The sequence below is a fragment of the Gilliamella sp. ESL0405 genome, assembly GCF_019469205.1.
In the GTDB taxonomy this organism is placed as follows: domain Bacteria; phylum Pseudomonadota; class Gammaproteobacteria; order Enterobacterales; family Orbaceae; genus Gilliamella.
This window is the reverse complement of record NZ_CP048265.1, coordinates 585,728-605,933: the sequence shown is the minus strand read 5'-3', so window position 1 is coordinate 605,933 and position 20,206 is coordinate 585,728. Positions and strand designations below refer to the sequence as shown.

At 37.6% G+C, this 20,206-nt stretch carries 19 protein-coding genes; 8 read left to right on the top strand and 11 right to left on the bottom strand.

What is annotated here, in order from left to right; genetic code table 11:
* Nucleotides 1–150 precede the first annotated feature (150 nt).
* Nucleotides 151–468 (top strand): met regulon transcriptional regulator MetJ, encoded by a 318-nt coding sequence (gene metJ / locus GYM74_RS02755; protein ID WP_220218969.1) that lies wholly within the window; start codon nt 151–153, stop codon nt 466–468.
* A 103-nt stretch (nt 469–571) separates the two neighbouring features.
* Here metJ and rpmE read toward each other — a convergent pair whose 3' ends face one another.
* The 7 genes from rpmE to GYM74_RS02720 form a co-directional block, all read right to left on the bottom strand.
* A complete protein-coding gene (rpmE, locus tag GYM74_RS02750; RefSeq protein WP_065557564.1) occupies nt 572–787 on the bottom strand; it encodes a 50S ribosomal protein L31 in 216 nt (71 codons plus the stop codon).
* 139 nt (nt 788–926) lie between these two features.
* On the bottom strand, nt 927–1,979 hold the full coding sequence (degS, locus tag GYM74_RS02745; RefSeq protein WP_220218968.1) for an outer membrane-stress sensor serine endopeptidase DegS: 1,053 nt from the start codon (nt 1,977–1,979) through the stop codon (nt 927–929).
* A gap of 115 nt (nt 1,980–2,094) precedes the next feature.
* Nucleotides 2,095–3,468, bottom strand: a complete 1,374-nt coding sequence (locus GYM74_RS02740; protein ID WP_220218967.1) for a Do family serine endopeptidase — start codon at nt 3,466–3,468, stop codon at nt 2,095–2,097.
* An 82-nt stretch (nt 3,469–3,550) separates the two neighbouring features.
* Nucleotides 3,551–3,955, bottom strand: coding sequence for a YhcB family protein (locus GYM74_RS02735; RefSeq protein WP_220218966.1), 405 nt, complete (start codon nt 3,953–3,955; stop codon nt 3,551–3,553).
* Between the two features lie 53 nt (nt 3,956–4,008).
* Nucleotides 4,009–4,449 (bottom strand): DUF721 domain-containing protein, encoded by a 441-nt coding sequence (locus GYM74_RS02730; protein ID WP_220218965.1) that lies wholly within the window; start codon nt 4,447–4,449, stop codon nt 4,009–4,011.
* Nucleotides 4,450–4,948: 499 nt separating this feature from the next.
* Nucleotides 4,949–7,324, bottom strand: coding sequence for a TIM-barrel domain-containing protein (locus tag GYM74_RS02725; RefSeq protein WP_220218964.1), 2,376 nt, complete (start codon nt 7,322–7,324; stop codon nt 4,949–4,951).
* 195 nt (nt 7,325–7,519) lie between these two features.
* Complete coding sequence (locus GYM74_RS02720; RefSeq protein ID WP_220218963.1) at nt 7,520–8,995, bottom strand: mannitol dehydrogenase family protein; 1,476 nt, start codon at nt 8,993–8,995, stop codon at nt 7,520–7,522.
* A gap of 274 nt (nt 8,996–9,269) precedes the next feature.
* On the opposite strand from GYM74_RS02720, the gene GYM74_RS02715 reads away from it, so the two are divergent.
* Entirely contained in the window at nt 9,270–10,031 is a 762-nt protein-coding gene (locus GYM74_RS02715) for a GntR family transcriptional regulator (protein WP_220218962.1), read from the top strand.
* 80 nt (nt 10,032–10,111) lie between these two features.
* Complete coding sequence (gene uxuA / locus GYM74_RS02710) at nt 10,112–11,293, top strand: mannonate dehydratase (protein WP_220218961.1); 1,182 nt, start codon at nt 10,112–10,114, stop codon at nt 11,291–11,293.
* A gap of 151 nt (nt 11,294–11,444) precedes the next feature.
* Here uxuA and GYM74_RS02705 read toward each other — a convergent pair whose 3' ends face one another.
* Nucleotides 11,445–12,722 carry an MFS transporter gene (locus GYM74_RS02705; RefSeq protein ID WP_220218960.1) on the bottom strand — a complete coding sequence of 426 codons (1,278 nt, stop codon included), beginning with the start codon at nt 12,720–12,722 and terminating at the stop codon, nt 11,445–11,447.
* 431 nt (nt 12,723–13,153) lie between these two features.
* Here GYM74_RS02705 and GYM74_RS02700 point away from each other — a divergent pair, with 431 nt between their 5' ends.
* Complete coding sequence (locus GYM74_RS02700; protein WP_220218959.1) at nt 13,154–13,618, top strand: DUF3597 domain-containing protein; 465 nt, start codon at nt 13,154–13,156, stop codon at nt 13,616–13,618.
* A gap of 95 nt (nt 13,619–13,713) precedes the next feature.
* Here the strand turns inward: GYM74_RS02700 and pth are convergent, their stop codons facing one another.
* Complete coding sequence (gene pth, locus GYM74_RS02695) at nt 13,714–14,298, bottom strand: aminoacyl-tRNA hydrolase (protein ID WP_370634035.1); 585 nt, start codon at nt 14,296–14,298, stop codon at nt 13,714–13,716.
* Between the two features lie 80 nt (nt 14,299–14,378).
* A complete protein-coding gene (locus GYM74_RS02690) occupies nt 14,379–15,326 on the bottom strand; it encodes a ribose-phosphate pyrophosphokinase (protein WP_220218958.1) in 948 nt (315 codons plus the stop codon).
* A 270-nt stretch (nt 15,327–15,596) separates the two neighbouring features.
* On the opposite strand from GYM74_RS02690, the gene trmB reads away from it, so the two are divergent.
* Genes trmB through GYM74_RS02675 form a run of 3 tightly spaced genes read left to right on the top strand, consistent with a single transcriptional unit; the run spans nt 15,597 to nt 18,208 of the window.
* Nucleotides 15,597–16,301 carry a tRNA (guanosine(46)-N7)-methyltransferase TrmB gene (gene trmB, locus GYM74_RS02685; RefSeq protein WP_220218957.1) on the top strand — a complete coding sequence of 235 codons (705 nt, stop codon included), beginning with the start codon at nt 15,597–15,599 and terminating at the stop codon, nt 16,299–16,301.
* Between the two features lie 18 nt (nt 16,302–16,319).
* Complete coding sequence (gene nfsA / locus GYM74_RS02680; protein ID WP_220218956.1) at nt 16,320–17,045, top strand: oxygen-insensitive NADPH nitroreductase; 726 nt, start codon at nt 16,320–16,322, stop codon at nt 17,043–17,045.
* Nucleotides 17,042–18,208, top strand: a complete 1,167-nt coding sequence (locus GYM74_RS02675; protein WP_220218955.1) for a histidine-type phosphatase — start codon at nt 17,042–17,044, stop codon at nt 18,206–18,208. The genes nfsA and GYM74_RS02675 overlap by 4 nt, the downstream gene beginning before the upstream one ends.
* 127 nt (nt 18,209–18,335) lie before the next feature.
* Here GYM74_RS02675 and GYM74_RS02670 read toward each other — a convergent pair whose 3' ends face one another.
* Entirely contained in the window at nt 18,336–18,545 is a 210-nt protein-coding gene (locus GYM74_RS02670) for a hypothetical protein (RefSeq protein WP_220218954.1), read from the bottom strand.
* Between the two features lie 349 nt (nt 18,546–18,894).
* Between GYM74_RS02670 and GYM74_RS02665 the strand changes: the two genes are divergently transcribed.
* Entirely contained in the window at nt 18,895–20,169 is a 1,275-nt protein-coding gene (locus tag GYM74_RS02665; protein ID WP_220218953.1) for an MFS transporter, read from the top strand.
* The last annotated feature ends 37 nt before the right edge of the window (nt 20,170–20,206 follow it).

The window sequence follows — 20,206 nt, the reverse complement described above, 5'->3', positions numbered from 1 at the left end:
TATCGAATAATATCAGTTGTATAAGAATAGCACAATTAACAAAGACGTCAACATGTCTAGACGTCTAAATATCTTGGTGTATAGATTGCGGCAACCTAAAAAAAAAGTTAAAATTACCCACATTATTTGTGATGTGATTTGGTGAGAGATATGATGGAATGGAACGGCGAGTATATAAGCCCTTATGCTGAACATGGCAAAAAAAGCGAGCAAGTGAAGAAAATCACAGTATCAATTCCGTTAAAAGTATTAAAAATTTTAACTGACGAACGAACAAGACGGCAAGTTAATAATTTACGTCATGCAACAAATAGTGAATTATTATGTGAAGCATTTTTACATGCTTATACCGGACAGCCTTTACCTTGTGATGAAGACTTACAAAAAGATCGTGAAGACGGTATACCAAAGCAAGCTCAAACGATGATGCGAAATTTAGGTATTGATCCTGATCTCATCGATGAGTAGTAATGGCTAAATAATTTTATACTTTTCCATAAAAGCAAAAAGGCGCATAAATAGCGCCTTTTTTATTGCAGTTTTTATTACTGCCAATTGCAATATGGAAAAATTATTTCTTTCCACCAACCATTGCAAAACGTTGTTTGAATTTATCAACACGTCCACCAGTTGCAACATCACGTTGTTTACCAGTATAGAACGGGTGGCACTCACCACATACGTCAAGATGAATATCATGACCAATAGTTGAATGAGTTTTGATTACATTACCACATGAACAAGTCGCTGTGATTGCAGTATATTCTGGATGGATACCTTCTTTCATAATAAGCCTCTAAAGTTTATTCGTATCGCTATATAAATGGCTGTAAGCAAAATCTATACACCATACGAGTGTTAAAAAACATGATAAGGTTGCGAATTATACGTCCTCTATAGGAGATAATCAAGTAATAAAAGCGTGATTAAACTGGCAATTGACCAATAGTGACTTGCAGTTCAATCTTTTCTCCATTTCGCAATACCATTATGGGGACGATTGTGCCCGGTTTCAACTCTGCAATCTGATCCATCGTGCCAACAATTGATTTTACCGGTTTATTATCCACCATGATTAAAATATCATTCGGTTCAACACCTGCCTGCAATGAAGGCCCCTCGGCATTAGTCACTAAGATGCCTAACACAATCGGTTGATCGCTTGGATTTTGAGTTGGCGCAAATTCTAAGCCGTCGATTCCGATGTAGCCACGAATCACTTTGCCATCTTGAATCAATTTATTCATTATTTTGACCGCTAATGCGGTTGGAATTGCAAAACCAATACCTTCCGGCACATCTGTTCCGACATTTTTGGCAAAAGTGAGTGTGTTAATACCAACTAATTCACCTTTTGAGTTTACCAGTGCTCCTCCTGAATTACCGTGATTAATGGAAGCATCTGTCTGGATAAAGTTTTGCCGCCTATATGGGCTTAAGCCGTCTCGTCCGGTTGCACTTATAATACCTTGTGTTATTGTTTGCCCGATATTGTAGGGATTGCCGATAGCCAATACGACATCGCCAATTTTTGGATCTCTATTAGGGTTAATCGGAATGGTTGGTATATTCGTTGCGTCAATCTTTAACACTGCAATATCAACTAACTTATCTGAGCCAACTGACAAGGCTTCAAATATTCTACCGTCTTGCAGGGCAACAATAATTTGTTCTGCGCCGTCAACAACATGATAATTAGTCACTATGTATCCAAGATCACTCATAATCACACCGGAACCTAAAGGGGTGATTGGGCTGTCTTCAGATTGATGAGGAACCTTGTTAATTGAGCGACTATAAATATTCACCACCGCCGGCGCCGCAATTTTAACTGCATCAGAATAGCTCATTAGATCATCATAAAAAATATTACGCGGAAAGCTTGAATGTGTCCCATTTCTTAAAGAAGGAAAGATAATAAGTAAGACTATCGCTAATACTGAGCCAATCAATGTTGGCCATAAAATCTTTTTGAGCATAATTATCACTATGAAAATGATGAAGGTTGATATGATTCTATCATATCTAACAGCGGGATAACATTGATGTTTTCGTCGATGCATAGCATCGACGAAATTAAGCCAACAGGTTAAGTTAGCGTAAGATGAGATAAAGTTGGCTGTCGCCTCGTACTATGTTTAAAGCAATTGCAGAAGGTTTACTGTCAATAATTTTACGTAAGTCAGCAATATTATTCACACGCTCTTTATTCACGCCAAAAATGAGATCACCTTCTTTTAAACTTAAGCGCGATGCCGGAGAGTTTTTCGCGATACTTTCGATGATAACGCCTTTACGCCCCTTAACTTCACCATTAGTGAAAACCGCTCCGTCAAGCGCTGGGTGAAGTGATTTGGCTTCAGTTGTAGACTCATCGCTTTGTTTCAATTTCACATCAACCGACATTTCTTTACCATCACGAATCAGTCCTAATTTCACCGTACGTCCGGCGCCGGTAGTGGCAATTTTGGCACGTAACTCAGCAAAACTATCAACCGGTTTACCGTCCATTGAAATGATAACGTCACCTGATTTGATACCAGCCTCTTTTGCCGCTGAATCATCAATGACTTCACTAACAAAGGCACCTTTTTGAACTTCAAGATCAAATGCTTTAGCAATATCAGAGGTCAATTCATTACCTTTTATGCCTAATACACCACGTTTAACTTCACCATATTCAATTAATTGAGAAGATAAACTTCTAACCATATTACTAGGAATGGCAAAGCCAATACCCACATTACCACCGCCCGGTGCAATGATTGCAGTATTGATCCCAACTAATTCACCATTTAAGTTGACTAATGCTCCACCAGAATTACCCCGATTGATTGATGCGTCAGTTTGAATAAAGTTTTCAAAACCATTCATATTCAATCCACTACGTGCTAACGCAGAAATAATCCCCGAAGTAACTGTTTGACCAATACCAAAAGGATTACCGATAGCAACAGCATAATCACCCACTCTTAATTTGTCTGAGTCAGCTAATTTTATAGCAACTAATTTTTTGGCATCATCTATTTTCAATAAAGCGATATCACTTTGCGGATCTTTACCAATGAGTTTTGCTTTATATTCACGGCCGTCATTTAATATTACGGTGATTTCATCAGCATTATCAATAACATGGTTATTTGTTACCACATACCCTTTCTCAGCATCAATAATGACGCCCGAGCCTTGACCTGTGAATGATCTTGATTGACTATCAGGATAGCCAAAAAATCGTCTGAACTCTTCCGGCATATTAGTTTGCATTTCAGCTGTGCCTTCAACCTTAATACTGACAACTGAAGGTAACACCGTTTCTAACATCGGTGCTAATGTCGGTAATTGGCTATTATCACTATTTGATAATGGAGGTAAATTAGCATAAGCATTTGGTAATGCTGCTAATCCTATTCCTAAGCTTAATGCAATTATACTTAATAATTTTTTTGGTTTTAGTAAAGAATCATTCATTGTAAAGCTCTCTCATCTTAAAAAAATAGTACTTATTGTTATATATATTGCCAGATCGCTCTGGCAAAAAGGATTTTATTACCTAGGATTTGATATCGTCAGCTTTGAATAGACCCGAAGGGTTATCCGAATAGTCTTTTGGTTGTTTTTCTAAGGTTAACTCGTTATGAATATTTGAATCATTTTGGGTATCGAGTTCTATTTTAGGCATATCTTCACTTGAGATAAATTTACCGGAATTCTCCGCCATGTGTTGATAAAGGCGACGGAACTCTTTTGCCATGTTATCTAAAATTTCAGCACTGTGGGAAAAGTGTTTGACGATCATCTGTTTTTGAGTGGCAAGCTCTTCTTGAGTTTGTTCTAATTCTCGTTTTGCTTTGGCATATTTACGCCCTTTCGGACTAATAACGTTCATGAAAATTATACCGATAACAAAGCCAATCACCAAACCAATGGCTAAGTATGTCATCATATCTTTGTCCATATTGCACTCCTTGTATCTTCGCGTTATTTAGTTATAAAGTCTATTTTTTTAAATTATTTTGCATGGTTAGCAAGTTTAATCAATTGTTTTTTTAGCTTATCTGGTGCCTTCTCAGCGATAGCATACAAATAGGTTGCACTTGCTACTGTCAATGTACTTGTTTTGCTATGATTTTTTTTCGAGCACTCAATTACAGGTGATGTTTCAGAACAAATATCCGGATTAATCTTATATTGAATTGATGATAAAGACGGTAAAATCTTACTACGGATGCCGGATAATAAATTACTTTGTTCATATTTAAGTCGAGTTAACCAACTTGCTGAACTCACCTCAAGTACCAGCACACCTTGACGGTAATTAGCTATTCGATAATGTTGCTTAAATAATGAAGGAAGTAATTCATCGATAACTTGAGCCAATTTACCTAATGCAAATGTGCGTTCTTTGATCTGAGAGAGTAAAGTACCTTCAGATAAAATAGACGTTAACATTTGCGGTTCATTGCATCGCATGATTGATGTTTACCCTTACTTCTAAAAAAATTAATAAACTTATTATTGCAAAAAAATGTACGACTTAATTGAGAATAATTTACCCTATTTATTTTTAATTGTCCTGTTTAAAAGTGCTATTTACAATTTATTATGAATTTATTGTGATTTTAACATTGACCGCCCCAATAGGGCTTAATCAATCACAGAAAAAAGACAGATAAAGATTAATATTTGCCAATAAGCTATTGGTTATTAACGATAACTATCCTTATCAACTGATAAATCGCTAAGCGCCCTATTTTCTCTGATAAATAGTCTAAAAACAATGCGTTATTGCAACAAATTAGCCATAATATGATATAAAACTGCTGGAAGTGAATAGCATTATATTGGTTTTAATATCGTTCGATAATGAAGCTTGATAAACAGAAAAAGACGACAAAAAAATATTTTACAGCACAAAAAATACTGCGCTGTAAAATATATAGGAAGTTAACTATTTTATAGCTTTTAGCTGAACTTTATGCGCAGGTTGATTGTTGATATAAAGCGCTCTTGTTTCACCTTTTGGCAAGCTGATAACGAGTTCTTGCCAGGCTGGTTGATATTCACCTTTAGCTTGCAAATGCAGATCAATCCTTTCATTAGTTGAATTTAATTGCCATTCAATCCACAGCCCTTTGCCGTCTTGATAAGCATAACTTTCACCATCATCTTCGAAAAAGCTACCGCTTGTTGCATTTACACCTTTAGCAGGAAAAACGTTAAATTCCCGATAATCATCCAGCTTATGATCAACATAAGCCATACGGTTAGATGTCGGAATAATTGATCCGGCTTTAACTAATAACGGAAAAGACTCCAATGGTGCAGATAATGTAATGGATTGTTTACCGGCAAACCATTGATGAGAATAAAAACAGTACCAACCCGTTTGATTATCAGGCAGATAAACCTCTCGCTCACGTTGATTCGGTTCTACCACATTAGCCACAAGCAAATATTGACCAATCATAAAATCATCAGTTTCAGCAAAGGTATTCTTATCATGCTCATGGTCTAAAAAGGTCGGTCTTAACATCGGTTCATCATTGCAATGCGCTTGCCAGAGCAAGTTGTAAAAATACGGCAATAATTGATAACGAAGACATATCATTTGACGAATAATTGGCGTGACATGGGGATACATCCATGGTTCATTGACGGTATGATCATCATTCCACGAATGAATGGTAAAACGAGGATGCATAATCCCATTTTGTACCCAACGGACAAAAAGCTCTGGCTCCGGTTTATCGCCCGAAAAGCCCCCAACATCATGCCCCACATTATAAAGACCGGACAAACTCATCCCTAATCCCATTCGAATATTGTATTTAAGGGTTTGCCAGCTAGTTCGATTATCGCCAGACCAGGTTTGAACATAACGTTGAATACCGGCGCAGCCAGAACGAGAAATTAAATAAGGACGAATATTTGGATTAAAACTTTGTTGCGCTTCGAGCGACGCACGGCACATTAGTAATGGCATCACCGGGCGAATATGCTTAATGGCAATTTCTTTTCCAAAACCATGACAACGTGCCTGATTATCCCATATTTCAAATTCATTATTATCATTCCATGTAGCATCAATGCCCATTTCAAGAAGCTGTGTTGTGACATTTTGCTTCCACCAATTATAGGTTTTTGGATTGGTCATATCTAAATGCGACCCTTCATCATCCCAAAACATAGAACGTTCCGGATCATCACTTTCCGAATCTTTAATAAATAGACCTTGTTCAGCCACTTGCTGATATTTGGGGTGATCTTGTAACAGGCACGGCTTAATATTCGCCGCTATTTTTAGCCCAGCTTCATGATAAGATTGGGTAAAAGCTTTAGGATCGGGGAACTTATCGTAGTTCCAATTAAATACATACCGCTTGCCATTGATAGAGGTATAACCGGAAGATAATTGAAATGAATCACAGGCAATACCATGTTCTTTACATAAATCAATAAAATGTTGCATCTGTTGTTGGGCATCGGGGGCATCGGTATAAAACATGGTAGAGCCACTGTAACCTAAACTCCATTTAGGGCCAAAAAAGGTTTTGCCGGTCAATTGGACAAATGATTTGGTCACATCAATAATTTTAGGACCGACAAAGAAGTAATAATCAATATCGCCCGCTTCAGCCTGATAACGACGATAAGGAAGATGATAGTTATCATGCTCAGTACCCAGATCGATCCAACAACTGCTTAAATTATCGTAAAACAGTCCAAAGCTGACATTATTACGATGCGTGATAGTAAAAGGAATATGTTTATATAGCGGATCGGTATGTTTGGCATTGTAACCCATAGCATCAAGATTTCGCATCTCAAATCGCCGGCCGGCACGATTCAGATCACCGGCTTTATCACCCAATCCGTAGTAGTGTTCATCTTGATATCTGCGCTGATAATGCGCAATACCATCACCATGTGGATTAATTAAGTAAGCGCTGGTACTTCGATCCTCGACCAACAGTTGCCATTGCCCTTCTTGATCTTTGTACTCCCACGTAAGCGAAAGTGGTTGATTTACGGTAACGCGTAATTGTTCGGTACTGACAATCAGTTGGTTATCATTTTGAGTTAATTGGTAATGAGGTAAAGAAAATCCCTCAGTACTTAATCTATCACGCCCTTCTAGCGGTACATCTTTATTTGGTGCGATACTCCACGTTCGGTCTAATGATAAACTATCATGACGTTTGATTAACACTCGAAACAGTTTTTGTTCCAACACGTATAAGCAAAAATGGTATTTATCATCAATTAATAGCTCAATGCAGTTATGTTGTTGCTGTTTAAACTTCCATTTTTTTAATGTTTTCATCGATAACCTCAAAATCAGTATCTACTTTGGCAAAATATTTAGTCACGGCCTACCGAAATCAAATATCTTTCCTATATATCATCTCTATTATCTAGATTATTTTTATTCTATTTATATTTTACAGTGGCAAAAAATAGTGGTCACTTTTTGCCAATCATGCATTGTCAAAACACGTTTAGTGACAAGCTGTTAGAACTAAAACGCGATTGCAAGCTCTTTAATCGTCTGTTTAGCGCCTTTTTGCATTAAAGTCAGATAATGTTCAATCACTTTTTGTTTAAATAAAGGGTTATTTGGTAGATCGGTATTAAATACCGCTTTTAAGCTAAGTAACGCCTCGACCCGTTCAACCCCGTCTTTACTTGCGCCAACTAATGCCGCTATTTGTTCTAACATGGGATCACAAACTTCAATTTTATGATGATTATCATCTATTGCGCCCACATAACGCATCCAACCCGCCACACCTAATGCAAGTAATGAAAAATCAGAGTTATGCTTAATATGCCAACGAATGGAATCAAGCATACGTTGCGGTAATTTTTGTGTGCCATCCATCGCAATTTGCCAAGTTCGATGTTTAAGGGCTGGATTGCTGAATCTCTCAATCAGTTTATTGGCATATTGGGTTAAATCGACATGGTCTGGAACATGAAGCGTTGGCGCTTGTTGTTGCATCATGAGATTTAACGTGGCATTTTTGTAGTTGGCATCATTCATACAATCATTGATATGCTCATAACCGGCTAAATACCCCAAATAAGCCAGAAAAGAGTGGCTACCGTTTAACATTCTAAGTTTCATCTCTTCATACGGCACAACATCATCAACAAATTCGGCGCCAACTTCATCCCAATTGGGTCGATTCGTCACAAAATTGTCTTCTATAACCCATTGTATAAATGGCTCACAGGCAATACCGCAAGGGTCAAACATGCCGCCTAGGCTATCTTGAATCTCATTTAATGTATCAAGCGTAGCAGCAGGCACGATACGATCAACCATAGTGCATGGAAAAGTGGTGTTATTTTCAATCCATTTAGCTAAACTAGGATCGCGCGCATTGGCTAAACCCAATATGGCTTTTTTAAGCACTAAACCATTTTCCGGCATGTTGTCACAAGACATGGCGGTGAAGGATGAAACCCCACGTTGCATCCTTCGATACAACGCTTCAACAATCACACCCGGTGCCGAACAAGGTTGTGAGGGATTAGCTAAATCGGCTTTAATTAAAGGATTATTTAAATCAAGCCCCACCCCGCCGGGTAGCATACAGTAGCCTTTTTCGGTTACGGTTAAAGAGACAATCTCAACGGTAGGATCTGCCATTTTTTGTAAAATTGCCTCGATCCCGTCAATAGGTGCTAGCAGTGATTCTTTTACGCTGCCAATAATAAAAGCCTGTTTTGAAGTGGCGCCTTTTTCAAGTACGGTATATAAATGGTCTTGCTGACGAATATCATTGATAAGCGCTTCGCCCCCCACAATGTTAACTTCACAAATTCCCCAATCGCTAGCACCTTTATTCAATAACCGATCAGTCAATAGCGCCTGATGCGCTCGATGAAAGGCACCAAAGCCTAAATGAACAATACGGGCGACCATATCTTGCCGGTTGTATAAAGGTTTATGTTCGATTGATTGAGGAAGATTGCTTAGATTTAACATTTTGCTTACCGCACTTAACAGGTTAATGACTTTATTGGTTAGACATATTTTCACTTGTTAATAAATTTTTCATCTCTATTTTTTATTTTTTGTGATTAAAATCACATTTTTTGGTTTATTTTATAGGGAGAAGTCGCAAAACATCTATAATACAACGTCATATTGGTATTCCAATTAATCGATAAACGGTAATGTATTATTATTGGCTAAAAACAATATAAGTAGCGTATAATTATTTTCATTAAACAAGAGATTAGAATGAGGATAATAATTAATGCTAACGGTTAATCGGCTATATCGGGAAATTGGTAATGAGCTTAAATCATTATTAAAAAGCGGCACTTATAAAATTGGTGACCGATTACCGCCTGAACGAGATATTGCTGAAACATTCAATGTTAGTCGAACAGTTGTCCGCGAAGCGCTCATTATGCTTGAACTGGAAAATTTAGTGACCGTTAAAAAAGGTTCTGGCGTGTATGTAATTGGTTTACCGGATGATGAATTATCAGAAAAAGATAAAAAACTGGAAGAAGAAGATTATGGCCCGTTTGAATTGTTACAAGCCAGACAATTAATTGAAAGCAATATTGCTGCTTTTGCGGCTTCACAAATAGTCAAGTCAGATATTGTCGAACTTCGAGCGATACTGGAACAAGAAAGAAAAATATTAGAACAAGGCATTTTAGATGATTACAGTGCTGATGAAATGTTCCATATTGCCATAGCTAAAGCGACCAAAAACTCAATACTTGAAGGCTTATTGAATGATCTATGGCAAAAACGTTACGCCAGTAAAATGTGGGACCAGTTACATAGCCGAATCACTGATCATAGTTATCGCAAAAAATGGCTTTATGATCATGAAAAAATTCTGCAAGCCTTACAGGTAAAAGATGCCATGGCTGCTCGCCATGCGATGTGGCAACATTTGGAAAATGTTAAACAAACATTAATGACCGTTTCTGATAGTGAAGATCCTAATTTTGATGGTTATTTATTTGACTCTATACCGGTGACAATTGTTAACCAATAGATAATATAAAATGCGCATTGTTTTCGGTTTCTTTCACTGAGGAAAATTTGAAAAAATAAAAATCATTGAGGAGATTTTATATGGAACAAACAATGCGTTGGTTTGGCCCAAATGACCCCGTATCACTAGACGATATCAGACAAGCTGGAGCAACAGGAATTGTGACAGCTTTGCACCATATTCCAAATGGTGAGGTATGGACAGTTGAGGAGATCGAAAAACGGAAAAAACTCATTGAAGAAAAAGGCTTAATTTGGTCTGTAGTTGAAAGTATTCCTGTACATGAAGAGATTAAAACCCACTCAGGTGACGTTGCTAAGCACATCGCAAATTATCAACAATCAATTCGCAACTTAGCCGCATGCGGCATTGATACAGTTTGTTACAATTTTATGCCGGTTTTAGACTGGACACGTACTGACCTTGCTTACCAATTGCCAGACGGATCAAAAGCGCTGCGTTTTGACCAAATCGCTTTTGCGGCGTTTGATATTCATCTATTAAAGCGCCCTAACGCCGAGCAGGATTACTCGGCGCAAGACGTCATTGCCGCCAAAAACTATTTTGAGCAAATGACCCAAGCGGATAAAGATAAATTAGTCGCCAATATTATTGCAGGCTTACCGGGCGCCGAAGAAGGGTATTCACTTGATCAGTTCCGTGCCCACCTTGCTACTTATGATGGTATTGATAAACAAAAACTGCGTGAAAATTATGCTTATTTTTTAAAAGCGATTGTGCCGGTAGCGCAAGAAGTGGGCGTAGTATTAACTGTTCACCCCGATGATCCCCCTCGCCCCATTTTAGGTCTACCCCGTATTGTTTCAACCATTGAAGATATGCAATGGATAAAAGATACCGTCGATAGCATTCACAACGGTTTTTGTTTCTGTACCGGCTCTTATGGCGTGCGCAGTGATAACGATTTAGCCACCATGGCAGAAAAGTTTGCTGACCGTATCCACTTTATCCATTTACGTGCAACCGTACGTGAAGATAACCCGTTATCGTTCCACGAAGGTGACCATTTAGCCGGTGATGTGGATATGTATGCGGTTATCAAAGCACTTGTTACTGAAGAGGAGCGACGCAAACAAGCAGGCATTAAACGCCCGATTCCTGTTCGCCCCGATCATGGTCACCAAATGTTAGATGACCTTAAGAAAAAAACCAATCCGGGTTATTCCGGCATTGGACGCTTAAGAGGATTAGCTGAAATTCGTGGCGTAGAATACGCCATAAAGCGTGCTTTTTTTAGCTAAATCATCCCAATCCAATTGAAAATGCCCACGAATATGGGCATTTTCTTTGCCGATTAGATGCACTTTTTATTTTAAACTTATCTAAAAATAGCGTGACATGCACGCTATTAAAAACAGTTTTTCTAACTTTACCAGTTAACAAACGATAACCTTAATTCCCTTTAGGTTTACGCTGAAATAGTAAAGCGCACATGATTATCGCCCCGATGATATCTAAAAAGCCCATCGTAATAAAGAATGGCTTAAATCCAATTTTTTCAAAAAATTGCCCAACGATAATGGTAAATAAGAAACTGGCAATCCAAGCCGAACTACCCCGTAAACCATTCACGGTAGACACTTCTTTTCCGTCAAAATTCTCAATAACTTGAATGGTCAACATCGCTGATAACATTTGGTGTCCCCATGCGCCTATTGCAATTAATGCTATGGCTAAATAAGGACTTTCGGCTAAAGAGGCAAAAACCATTGAAAGCATGAAAAAAGCAGCGCCAAGATAGGTGATGCAGGCAGCATTAATTCGAGACAAACCGAAATATTTATCGAGCATACGAGAAAAATAACCGGAAGATAACCCGCCAAAATCGGCAGCTAAAAATGGGATCCAAACAAACATCGCCATTTCTTTTAATTGCATTCCACGCTCTGATAATAAGTAAAATGGCACCCAAAAGTTAACCGCTGCCCAAGCCGGCTCAGCTAAAAACGCAGGTATGGCAATGCCATAAAATTTCTTTTGCGTGACAACCTGTTTAATAGCATGCCAAACATTCTTATCTTGTTGTGCTTGACCGATATCTTGATCAGACAGAATGTATTTTCTTTCAGCATCAGTAACAAAGCGGCTTTTTGCTGGCTCACTAAAAAAGTAGAGCCAAATCCCAGCCCATATAATACCTATCGAGCCCGGAATTAAAAACGCCAACTGCCAGCCACCAAATTGATGAATAAAATAAATTAACGGCGGTGCAATCATCGCACCTAGTGAAAAGCCTACCATACTCCAGCCATTGGCAATCGCACGCTCTTTTTTAGGAAACCATGAACTAATCACTTTAGCATTAGCCGGCGCAACAACTGATTCGGCGCCACCCATAACAAAACGTAAAATGGCTAAGTGAATCCAAGCGCCTGCGCCCGCGTGTAACATGCACATTAATGACCATATGATGACCATGATAGCAAAGCCGACACGCAAACCAATGACATCAACAAACCAACCCACAATCGGTTGAAAGATAGTGTAAGCCAATTGAAAGGCGCCGGTAATATAGGAGTACTCTTTAGGTGTGATTTGCAAATCATTGATAATTTCTTGCGCCATAATACCCAAAGCATTGCGGTCAACATAGTTAAGGATAACACCCGTTGCAAATAAAATGATCATTAGCCAACGGATATAACCCTTTGATTTAAATATGGCATTCATAGTAACCTCTAATTGTAAATTAATTCTCTAAAACATAAATTTGATTAACCCCTCAAATTGGTAAACCAAATATTACAATTAATTTTGGTTACAGTATTCCAAATTAGATCATAATTGTGAAAGTGATCACAGTTTATACTATATTGGTATAACAAATCAGTCGATTTAAAATAGCAATTTAATTATCAATCAAATAAATATAATATATTCAATTTGATATAAAAATTGATATTTGAAAAGATGACGTATAGAGTTAATAAAACCCATACTTAATTGGTAGCCTGATTTTAAAAACAAATAAAAAGAGGTGAACTTTATTCCGGTTTTGACATTCTTAGTGATTAAACGTTATACTAGAATGGATATTTTTTGTACATCTGTATCGTTTAGCCGTTTTTTAATAAATCAGTTTAAACTTAAGGGGGTGTAACGTGGGTATCTTAAATAACATTTTTTCTAAAATCTTTCCAAGCGCACAAGCCACAGTAGGTAATGCAACAGATGCGGTTAAAGATCAAGTCGGAAAAGTAACCAATTCAGTGAAAGATATATTTTCACCACATTCAGATCAAAATCAAACCAATGCAAACCAAAATCAGAATCAAGATCAATCTAATTCCGCTAATAATGCACCAATATCTAATGTAGATGTGATGTCTATTTTGGATAATTTAGCGAAAAAGTTTCCTGAAAAACTTAATTGGAAAACGTCAATTGTTGATCTACTAAAACTATTAGGCATTGATAATAGTTTAGATGCACGAAAAAAATTAGCTAAAGAGCTTAACTATACCGGTAGTACTGATGATACTGCTGCGATGAATATGTGGCTTATTAAAGAAGTGATGAAAAAAATTGCCGAAAAAGGCGGAAATGTCACACACCTATTTTCTTAGTTTTAATATTATTAGCAAATTTTTAATCCACCGAGGTGATAAGGGTGGATTAAAAGTTTGTTGTCAGTCGAATTGACTTAAGCGAAATTGCTCAGTTATGCTTTGAATGAATGTAACCGATTCATAGCACTTTCAACCCCGTCAGATAAGAGGATATCAGTGCAACGAACTGCTTCATCAATCGCTTTATCAATCAATTCTTGCTCCGGTTTTGACGGCTGATTTAATACAAAACCAACCACCTTATTTTTATCGCCGGGATGACCGATCCCAATTCTGAGCCGATAAAAATATAAGTTATTGCCAAGTTTATTTGCAATATCTTTTAAACCATTATGCCCACCATGACTACCACCAAATTTTAATTTAGCCACACCGGGGTTAAGGTCAAGTTCATCATGAGCAACTAAAATTTCTTCTGGCTTAATCTGATAAAAGTTAGCCATCGCTTGCACAGCTTTCCCACTTAAATTCATAAAAGTAGTTGGCACCAGTAAGCGCACATCATGCCCTTGAATGTTAATACGTGAAGTATAACCAAAAAATTTTGGCTCGCTTTTTAATGGTTGATTGTATCGATCCGCTAATTGATCGACATACCATGCACCAGCGTTATGGCGAGTTGCTGCGTATTCATTTCCCGGATTGGCCAATCCTACAATAAGTTTTATCGTTGTCATGATTGCTATTAACTGTATATGAGAATTTATCTGTAAAAATGCCCCATAAAGGGGCATTTGAATCAATATTTAAAAATAGGTTATTGATGAAACATTGCTGAAATTGATTCTTCGTTACTAATACGACGAATAGCTTCAGCAAGCATACCTGATAATGTTAATTGACGGACATTTTTTAACGCCTTCACTTCGGCAGTTAATGGGATTGTGTCACAAACAACTATTTCATCAATCGCCGAGCTTTTAATATTGCTAACGGCTTTGCCGGAAAAAATTGGATGAGTTGCATAAGCAAAAACTCGTTTAGCACCTCTGGCTTTCAAGGCATCAGCGGCTTTGCAAAGTGTTCCGGCAGTATCGATCATGTCATCAACTAAGATACAATCTCTATCTGCAACATCACCAATAATGTTCATCACTTCCGCTTCATTAGCTCGTTGGCGACGTTTATCGATGATAGCCATATCGGTATCATTTAACAGTTTGGCAATTGCTCGTGCTCGAACCACACCACCAATATCAGGAGATACCACAATCGGACGTTCAAAATCACGTTGTAACATATCTTCTAAGATAACCGGGCTACCGAAAACGTTATCCACCGGAACATCAAAAAAGCCTTGAATTTGTTCAGCATGAAGATCAACGGTTAATACACGGTCAACACCGACTGTAGATAAAAAGTCAGCAACAACTTTAGCGGTAATTGGTACCCGCGCAGAACGCACTCGACGATCTTGTCTTGCATAACCAAAATAAGGAATAACCGCAGTAATACGACCAGCAGATGCCCGACGCATTGCATCGATCATAACCAGTAATTCCATTAAATTATCATTAGTAGGGGCACAAGTTGATTGGATAATAAAAACGTCTTCACCACGGACATTTTCATTAATTTGGACATTTACTTCACCATCGCTAAAACGACCTACAACAATATCACCCAAAGATGTGTAAAGACGATTAGCTATACGTTTTGCTAGTTCGGGTGTGGCATTACCAGCAAAAAGCTTCATATCAGGCACGAGAAAACCTCAAGCATGTTATTATGATTACTTAAAAATCGTAATCGGTTGAATCGGAGTGATAATTATATAATCATTTACAGATTTTGCTCAACCAGATTATAAAAATTTATCAAATTTTATCAAAATTTTTTTTATCAACAATCGTAATAAATTGAAAAATCAAACGATAATATATTTTGTGAAGTAAAGATAAAATCGAGTAAAATAATTGCTGATAATCATTAATCGTTGACTTCAATCAATTTTAAAACACAAGTAGATAACCTAATGAATGAACAAATAAACACCACTGATAATCAACAAATCAAACCTAAAAGAACGATTCGTAGCTTTGTACTACGACAAGGTCGTTTAACCAAAGGGCAAGAGCAAGCTTTGACCCATTTATGGCCAATTTTTGGCATTGACTACCAAAGTGGCACCAACATTGAGTTTAATCACTCGCAACCTACAGTTTTAGAAATCGGATTTGGAATGGGCGCTTCATTAGTTGAAATGGCTAAAGCGGCACCAAATAAAAATTTTATCGGGATTGAAGTGCACAAACCGGGAGTGGGTGCGTGTTTAATGGCAATTGAAGACAATCAATTATCTAACTTAAAAGTGATGTGTCATGATGCAGTGGAAGTGTTAGAAAATATGATTCCGGACAATTCATTGGATAAAGTACAAATATTTTTCCCCGATCCATGGCATAAAGCAAGGCACAATAAACGCCGTATCATTCAGCCCGCATTTGTTAATCTAATTAGTCAAAAATTAAAATCTGGCGGCATTTTACATTTAGCCACCGATTGGCAGCATTATGCTGAACATATGCTAGAAGTGCTGAGTAATGCCGACGCATTTACCAATCTATCATCGACGAATGACTATGTACCAAGACCTGAAGATAGACCGATTACCAAATTTGAAAAACGCGGTCAAAATTTAGGTCATGGCGTATGGGATCTGCAATTTATCCGAAAATAGTAACCTTAAGGAGCCATTATGCAAAACGAAACAATAAAGACAATTTGTCATCATCGCTCAATCCGTGCTTATCAAGCGACAGCCTTAACCCAAGCACAAATCACAGCAATTGTTAGCGCTGCACAATCGGCTTCCAGTTCTAATTTTCTCCAGTGCGGAACAATTATCCGCATTACCGATGTCGATAAACGTAAACAACTCGCCCACTACGCTGGTGATCAAAGTTATGTTACTCAAGCGCCGGAATTTTGGGTCTTTTGTGCCGACTTTAACCGGCATTTTCAGATAGATCCCAGCATACCCCTTGAAAAAGCCGAACAACTGTTAGTTGGTTGTATAGACACGGCACTTATGGCACAAAATGCCGTTATAGCAGCTGAGTCTTTAGGTTTAGGTACGGTTTATATCGGTGGCTTACGCAATAATATTGATAAAGTCACGGCATTACTTGAACTGCCTAAATACGTCCTGCCCCTGTTTGGGCTATGTCTGGGATATCCGGCGCAAGATCCACAAATTAAACCGAGATTACCGAAACAATTAATCTTTTTTGAAAATAGCTATCAACCGATCGACCGTGCATTATTAAAACAGTATGATAAACAGATGCACGATTATTATGGGCATCGTGATACTAACCAAAAAGGCGGTGGCTGGAGTGACAAAATTGCTGAGACAATCGTTAAAGGACAACGAGATTTTATTTTAGATTATTTACATAGACAAGGCTGGATAAGAAAATGAGGAACAATCACTACCAATTGGACAAAGTTGTAATTTTAAGCCGTCATGGTATTCGTACACCTTTGCAAAATACGCTTGAGTTTCTTGATCAAGCAACATCTTTCACATGGCCCAAATGGGATCACCCCTATGGATATTTAACCACACGCGGAGGCGCACTCGAAACCTACTTTGGTCACTATCTATCACAATGGCTTGAGCAACAAAATATCTCATTTTCGCCAGAAAATCCGCAATTATTTGTTTATGCCAACAGTTTGCAAAGAACAGTCGCAACAGCCCAATTTTTAATTATGGGTGCCTATGCTGGTCATGACATTACAATCAATCACAAATACCCGATTGAAAAAATGGATCCTATCTTTGATCCAGCTTTAGAAGATAATTCGCCCGAATTTAAGCAAGCAGTGTTAAACGATATTGAACTGGAAGACAAAACCCACGACATTTTTAAAAATTTAGCGCCTGCTTATCAGATTTTATCGGACATATTGGATTATAAAAACTCGCAATTATATGCAACTCATCAATGTGCCCTAGCCGATATTCCCCAATCACTCTATTTTGAAAAACATCAAGAGCCCGCACTACTCGGGGCTTTAGCGGTGGGTATTTGTGCTGTTGACTCATTTTTACTGCAATACTACTCCGCATTCCCCAAAGATCAAATCGCATGGGGGAGAATAGATAGTCTTGAACAATGGCAGCAAATTACCCAAATTCGTAATCAATACATTAATCTCATCTGTCATACCAAAACGATAGCTGACCGTGCGGCCAACAAATTGATTAAAATGATAAATTCGTTAGTTGCCAATGATCAATATCAAGTTAGCTTGCTAGTTGGGCATGATAGTACTATCGCTTCTTTATTAGGCGCATTAGATTTTGAAAGTTATAGTCTGCCGAATCAATTTGAAACCACCCCAATTGGCGGTAAAGTGATTTTTCAACGTTTCTGTCATCGTCAAACCGGGCAATACTATTTCAAAGCGGAATATGTCTATCAAACATTTGAACAACTGCATACCGGTCAAGCACTCGATATCAATAATCCACCAGCGCACTTTGAATTGAAATTAAAAAATGCCAATTTAAATGCTGACGGTTATTACCCTTGGGCAGAGTTTGAAAAACGAATAAACATCACCAATAATCATTAACAGTAACGATAAGATGATTTGTGCGTCTGTAATATATGACAAAGCAAGTTATCTTATCGTAAAACCTGAAAAATTATTCCAATACCGCCTGCCAACTTGTCAAGAAGTTTCAGATTTACCCTACGTTTTAGCAAAAAACAGCTATCATGTTTAAAGGATAAACACTAAACTTTGTCTTACTAACAACAACACCACCAATTATCCACCAGCTAATCGCTCCGATTAAACTGACCCGCCCGCCTTCTATTGACCAAACTATTTTGTCATTTCGATGTTGAATTAATGCAACATATTTGGTAGATAAACCTTTACTCACCATAAATGTAATCGATTCCAAATAACTATTGCTTACCTATCTAATCTTGATGACTTATTGTTCAATAATGGTTATTCAAACTAGAGGTAACATGATTATTTTTGATAATTTTAATTGTTTATCTAAGCTTCTTTTTAGAAAATAGCTAATAATACTAATTTAAACAATAGATTAACGACTAAAGTAACGGTTAATGTCGGGCAAATAAAAAATGTAAACGATTTCATAAAGTGTTACCTGGATCACTTTTTTTGGATTTTCTTAGTGATATTATTTACGCAATCTTATGTAGCTTTTTCTGTTTACTGAATATGTAAACGATTCCCAAATGATGAATTAATCATTTAAGGCTTAGCAAAGGAAGTTCACTATGAATCAAAATATCAAGTCTTCATTACACAACAAGAATTATTGGGTGTTTAGCCTCTACTTCTTTCTGTACTTTTTCATTATGGGCGCTTATTGTCCATTTTTTCCTGTTTGGTTGAAAATGAATGGACTAAATGAAGCCGACACCGGTTATGTGTTTTCATTTATTTCACTTTTCGCACTGTTTTTTCAGCCTTTATTTGGTTTAGTTTCCGATAAGTTGGGACTTAAAAAACATCTGCTATGGGTCATAACCTTGCTATTAGTGTTATTTGGTCCGTTTTTTATTTTCGTACTTGGACCACTTTTAAGATTTAATGTGACACTAGGTGCCATAGCCGGCGGTTTTTATCTCGGTATGGTATTTAGTGGTGGAGCGCCCGCTATTGAAGCATTGGTTGAAAAAATCAGTCGACGCAGTGGGTTTGAATTTGGTCGCTGCCGCATGTTTGGCTGTTTTGGTTGGGCTATCTGCGCTTCATTTGTCGGTATAATGATATCGAAAGATGTCAACGCTGTATATTGGTTGTGTTCCGGCTTTGCGCTGATTTTGTTATTTTTAGTCAAAATCGCCGATCCAGCCAAAACGTCAACTACCGATGTGGTTGAACAAATGGGACTAAATAAACCCGAGCCTTTTAACCTGAAATTAGCCGTTGACTTGCTTAGCATGCGAAAAACTTGGTTTTTTATGCTATATATTGTCGGTGTTGCTTGCACTTATGATGTATTTGATCAACAATTTGCTAACTTTTTCACCTCATTTTTTTCAAGTGAACAGATAGGGCGAGAAGCCTTTGGTTATGTCACCACCCTCGGTGAATTTTTAAATGCGACTGTCATGTTTTTTGCGCCGCTTATTGTGATGAAAATTGGTAGCAAAAATACGTTGTTAGTTGCTGGCGCTATTATGTCAATTCGCATAACTGGCTCAGCCTTTGCCAGTAATGCCGTTGAAGTTGTTATTTTAAAGACCTTACATATGTTTGAAGCCCCATTATTGTTAGTTGGTGCATTTAAATATATTACTAAACACTTTCCGATTCGCTTATCGGCAACGGTTTACTTAATTGCATTTTGTTTTGCAAAACAGTTATCGATTATGTTTATGTCCACCTTTGCAGGATTAATGTATGTTAAAATTGGTTTTGAAGGAGCATACTTAGTACTTGGCTTAATTGCTTTTAGCTTTACTATAATTTCATCCTTCACCTTATCTGGACGGGGTCCATGGGATCTTTTTAGAAAACAAAAAAGTGAAGATACACAAGATTAATTGACCTTCGCTTAACTTAACTTGCATAAAATAAAGG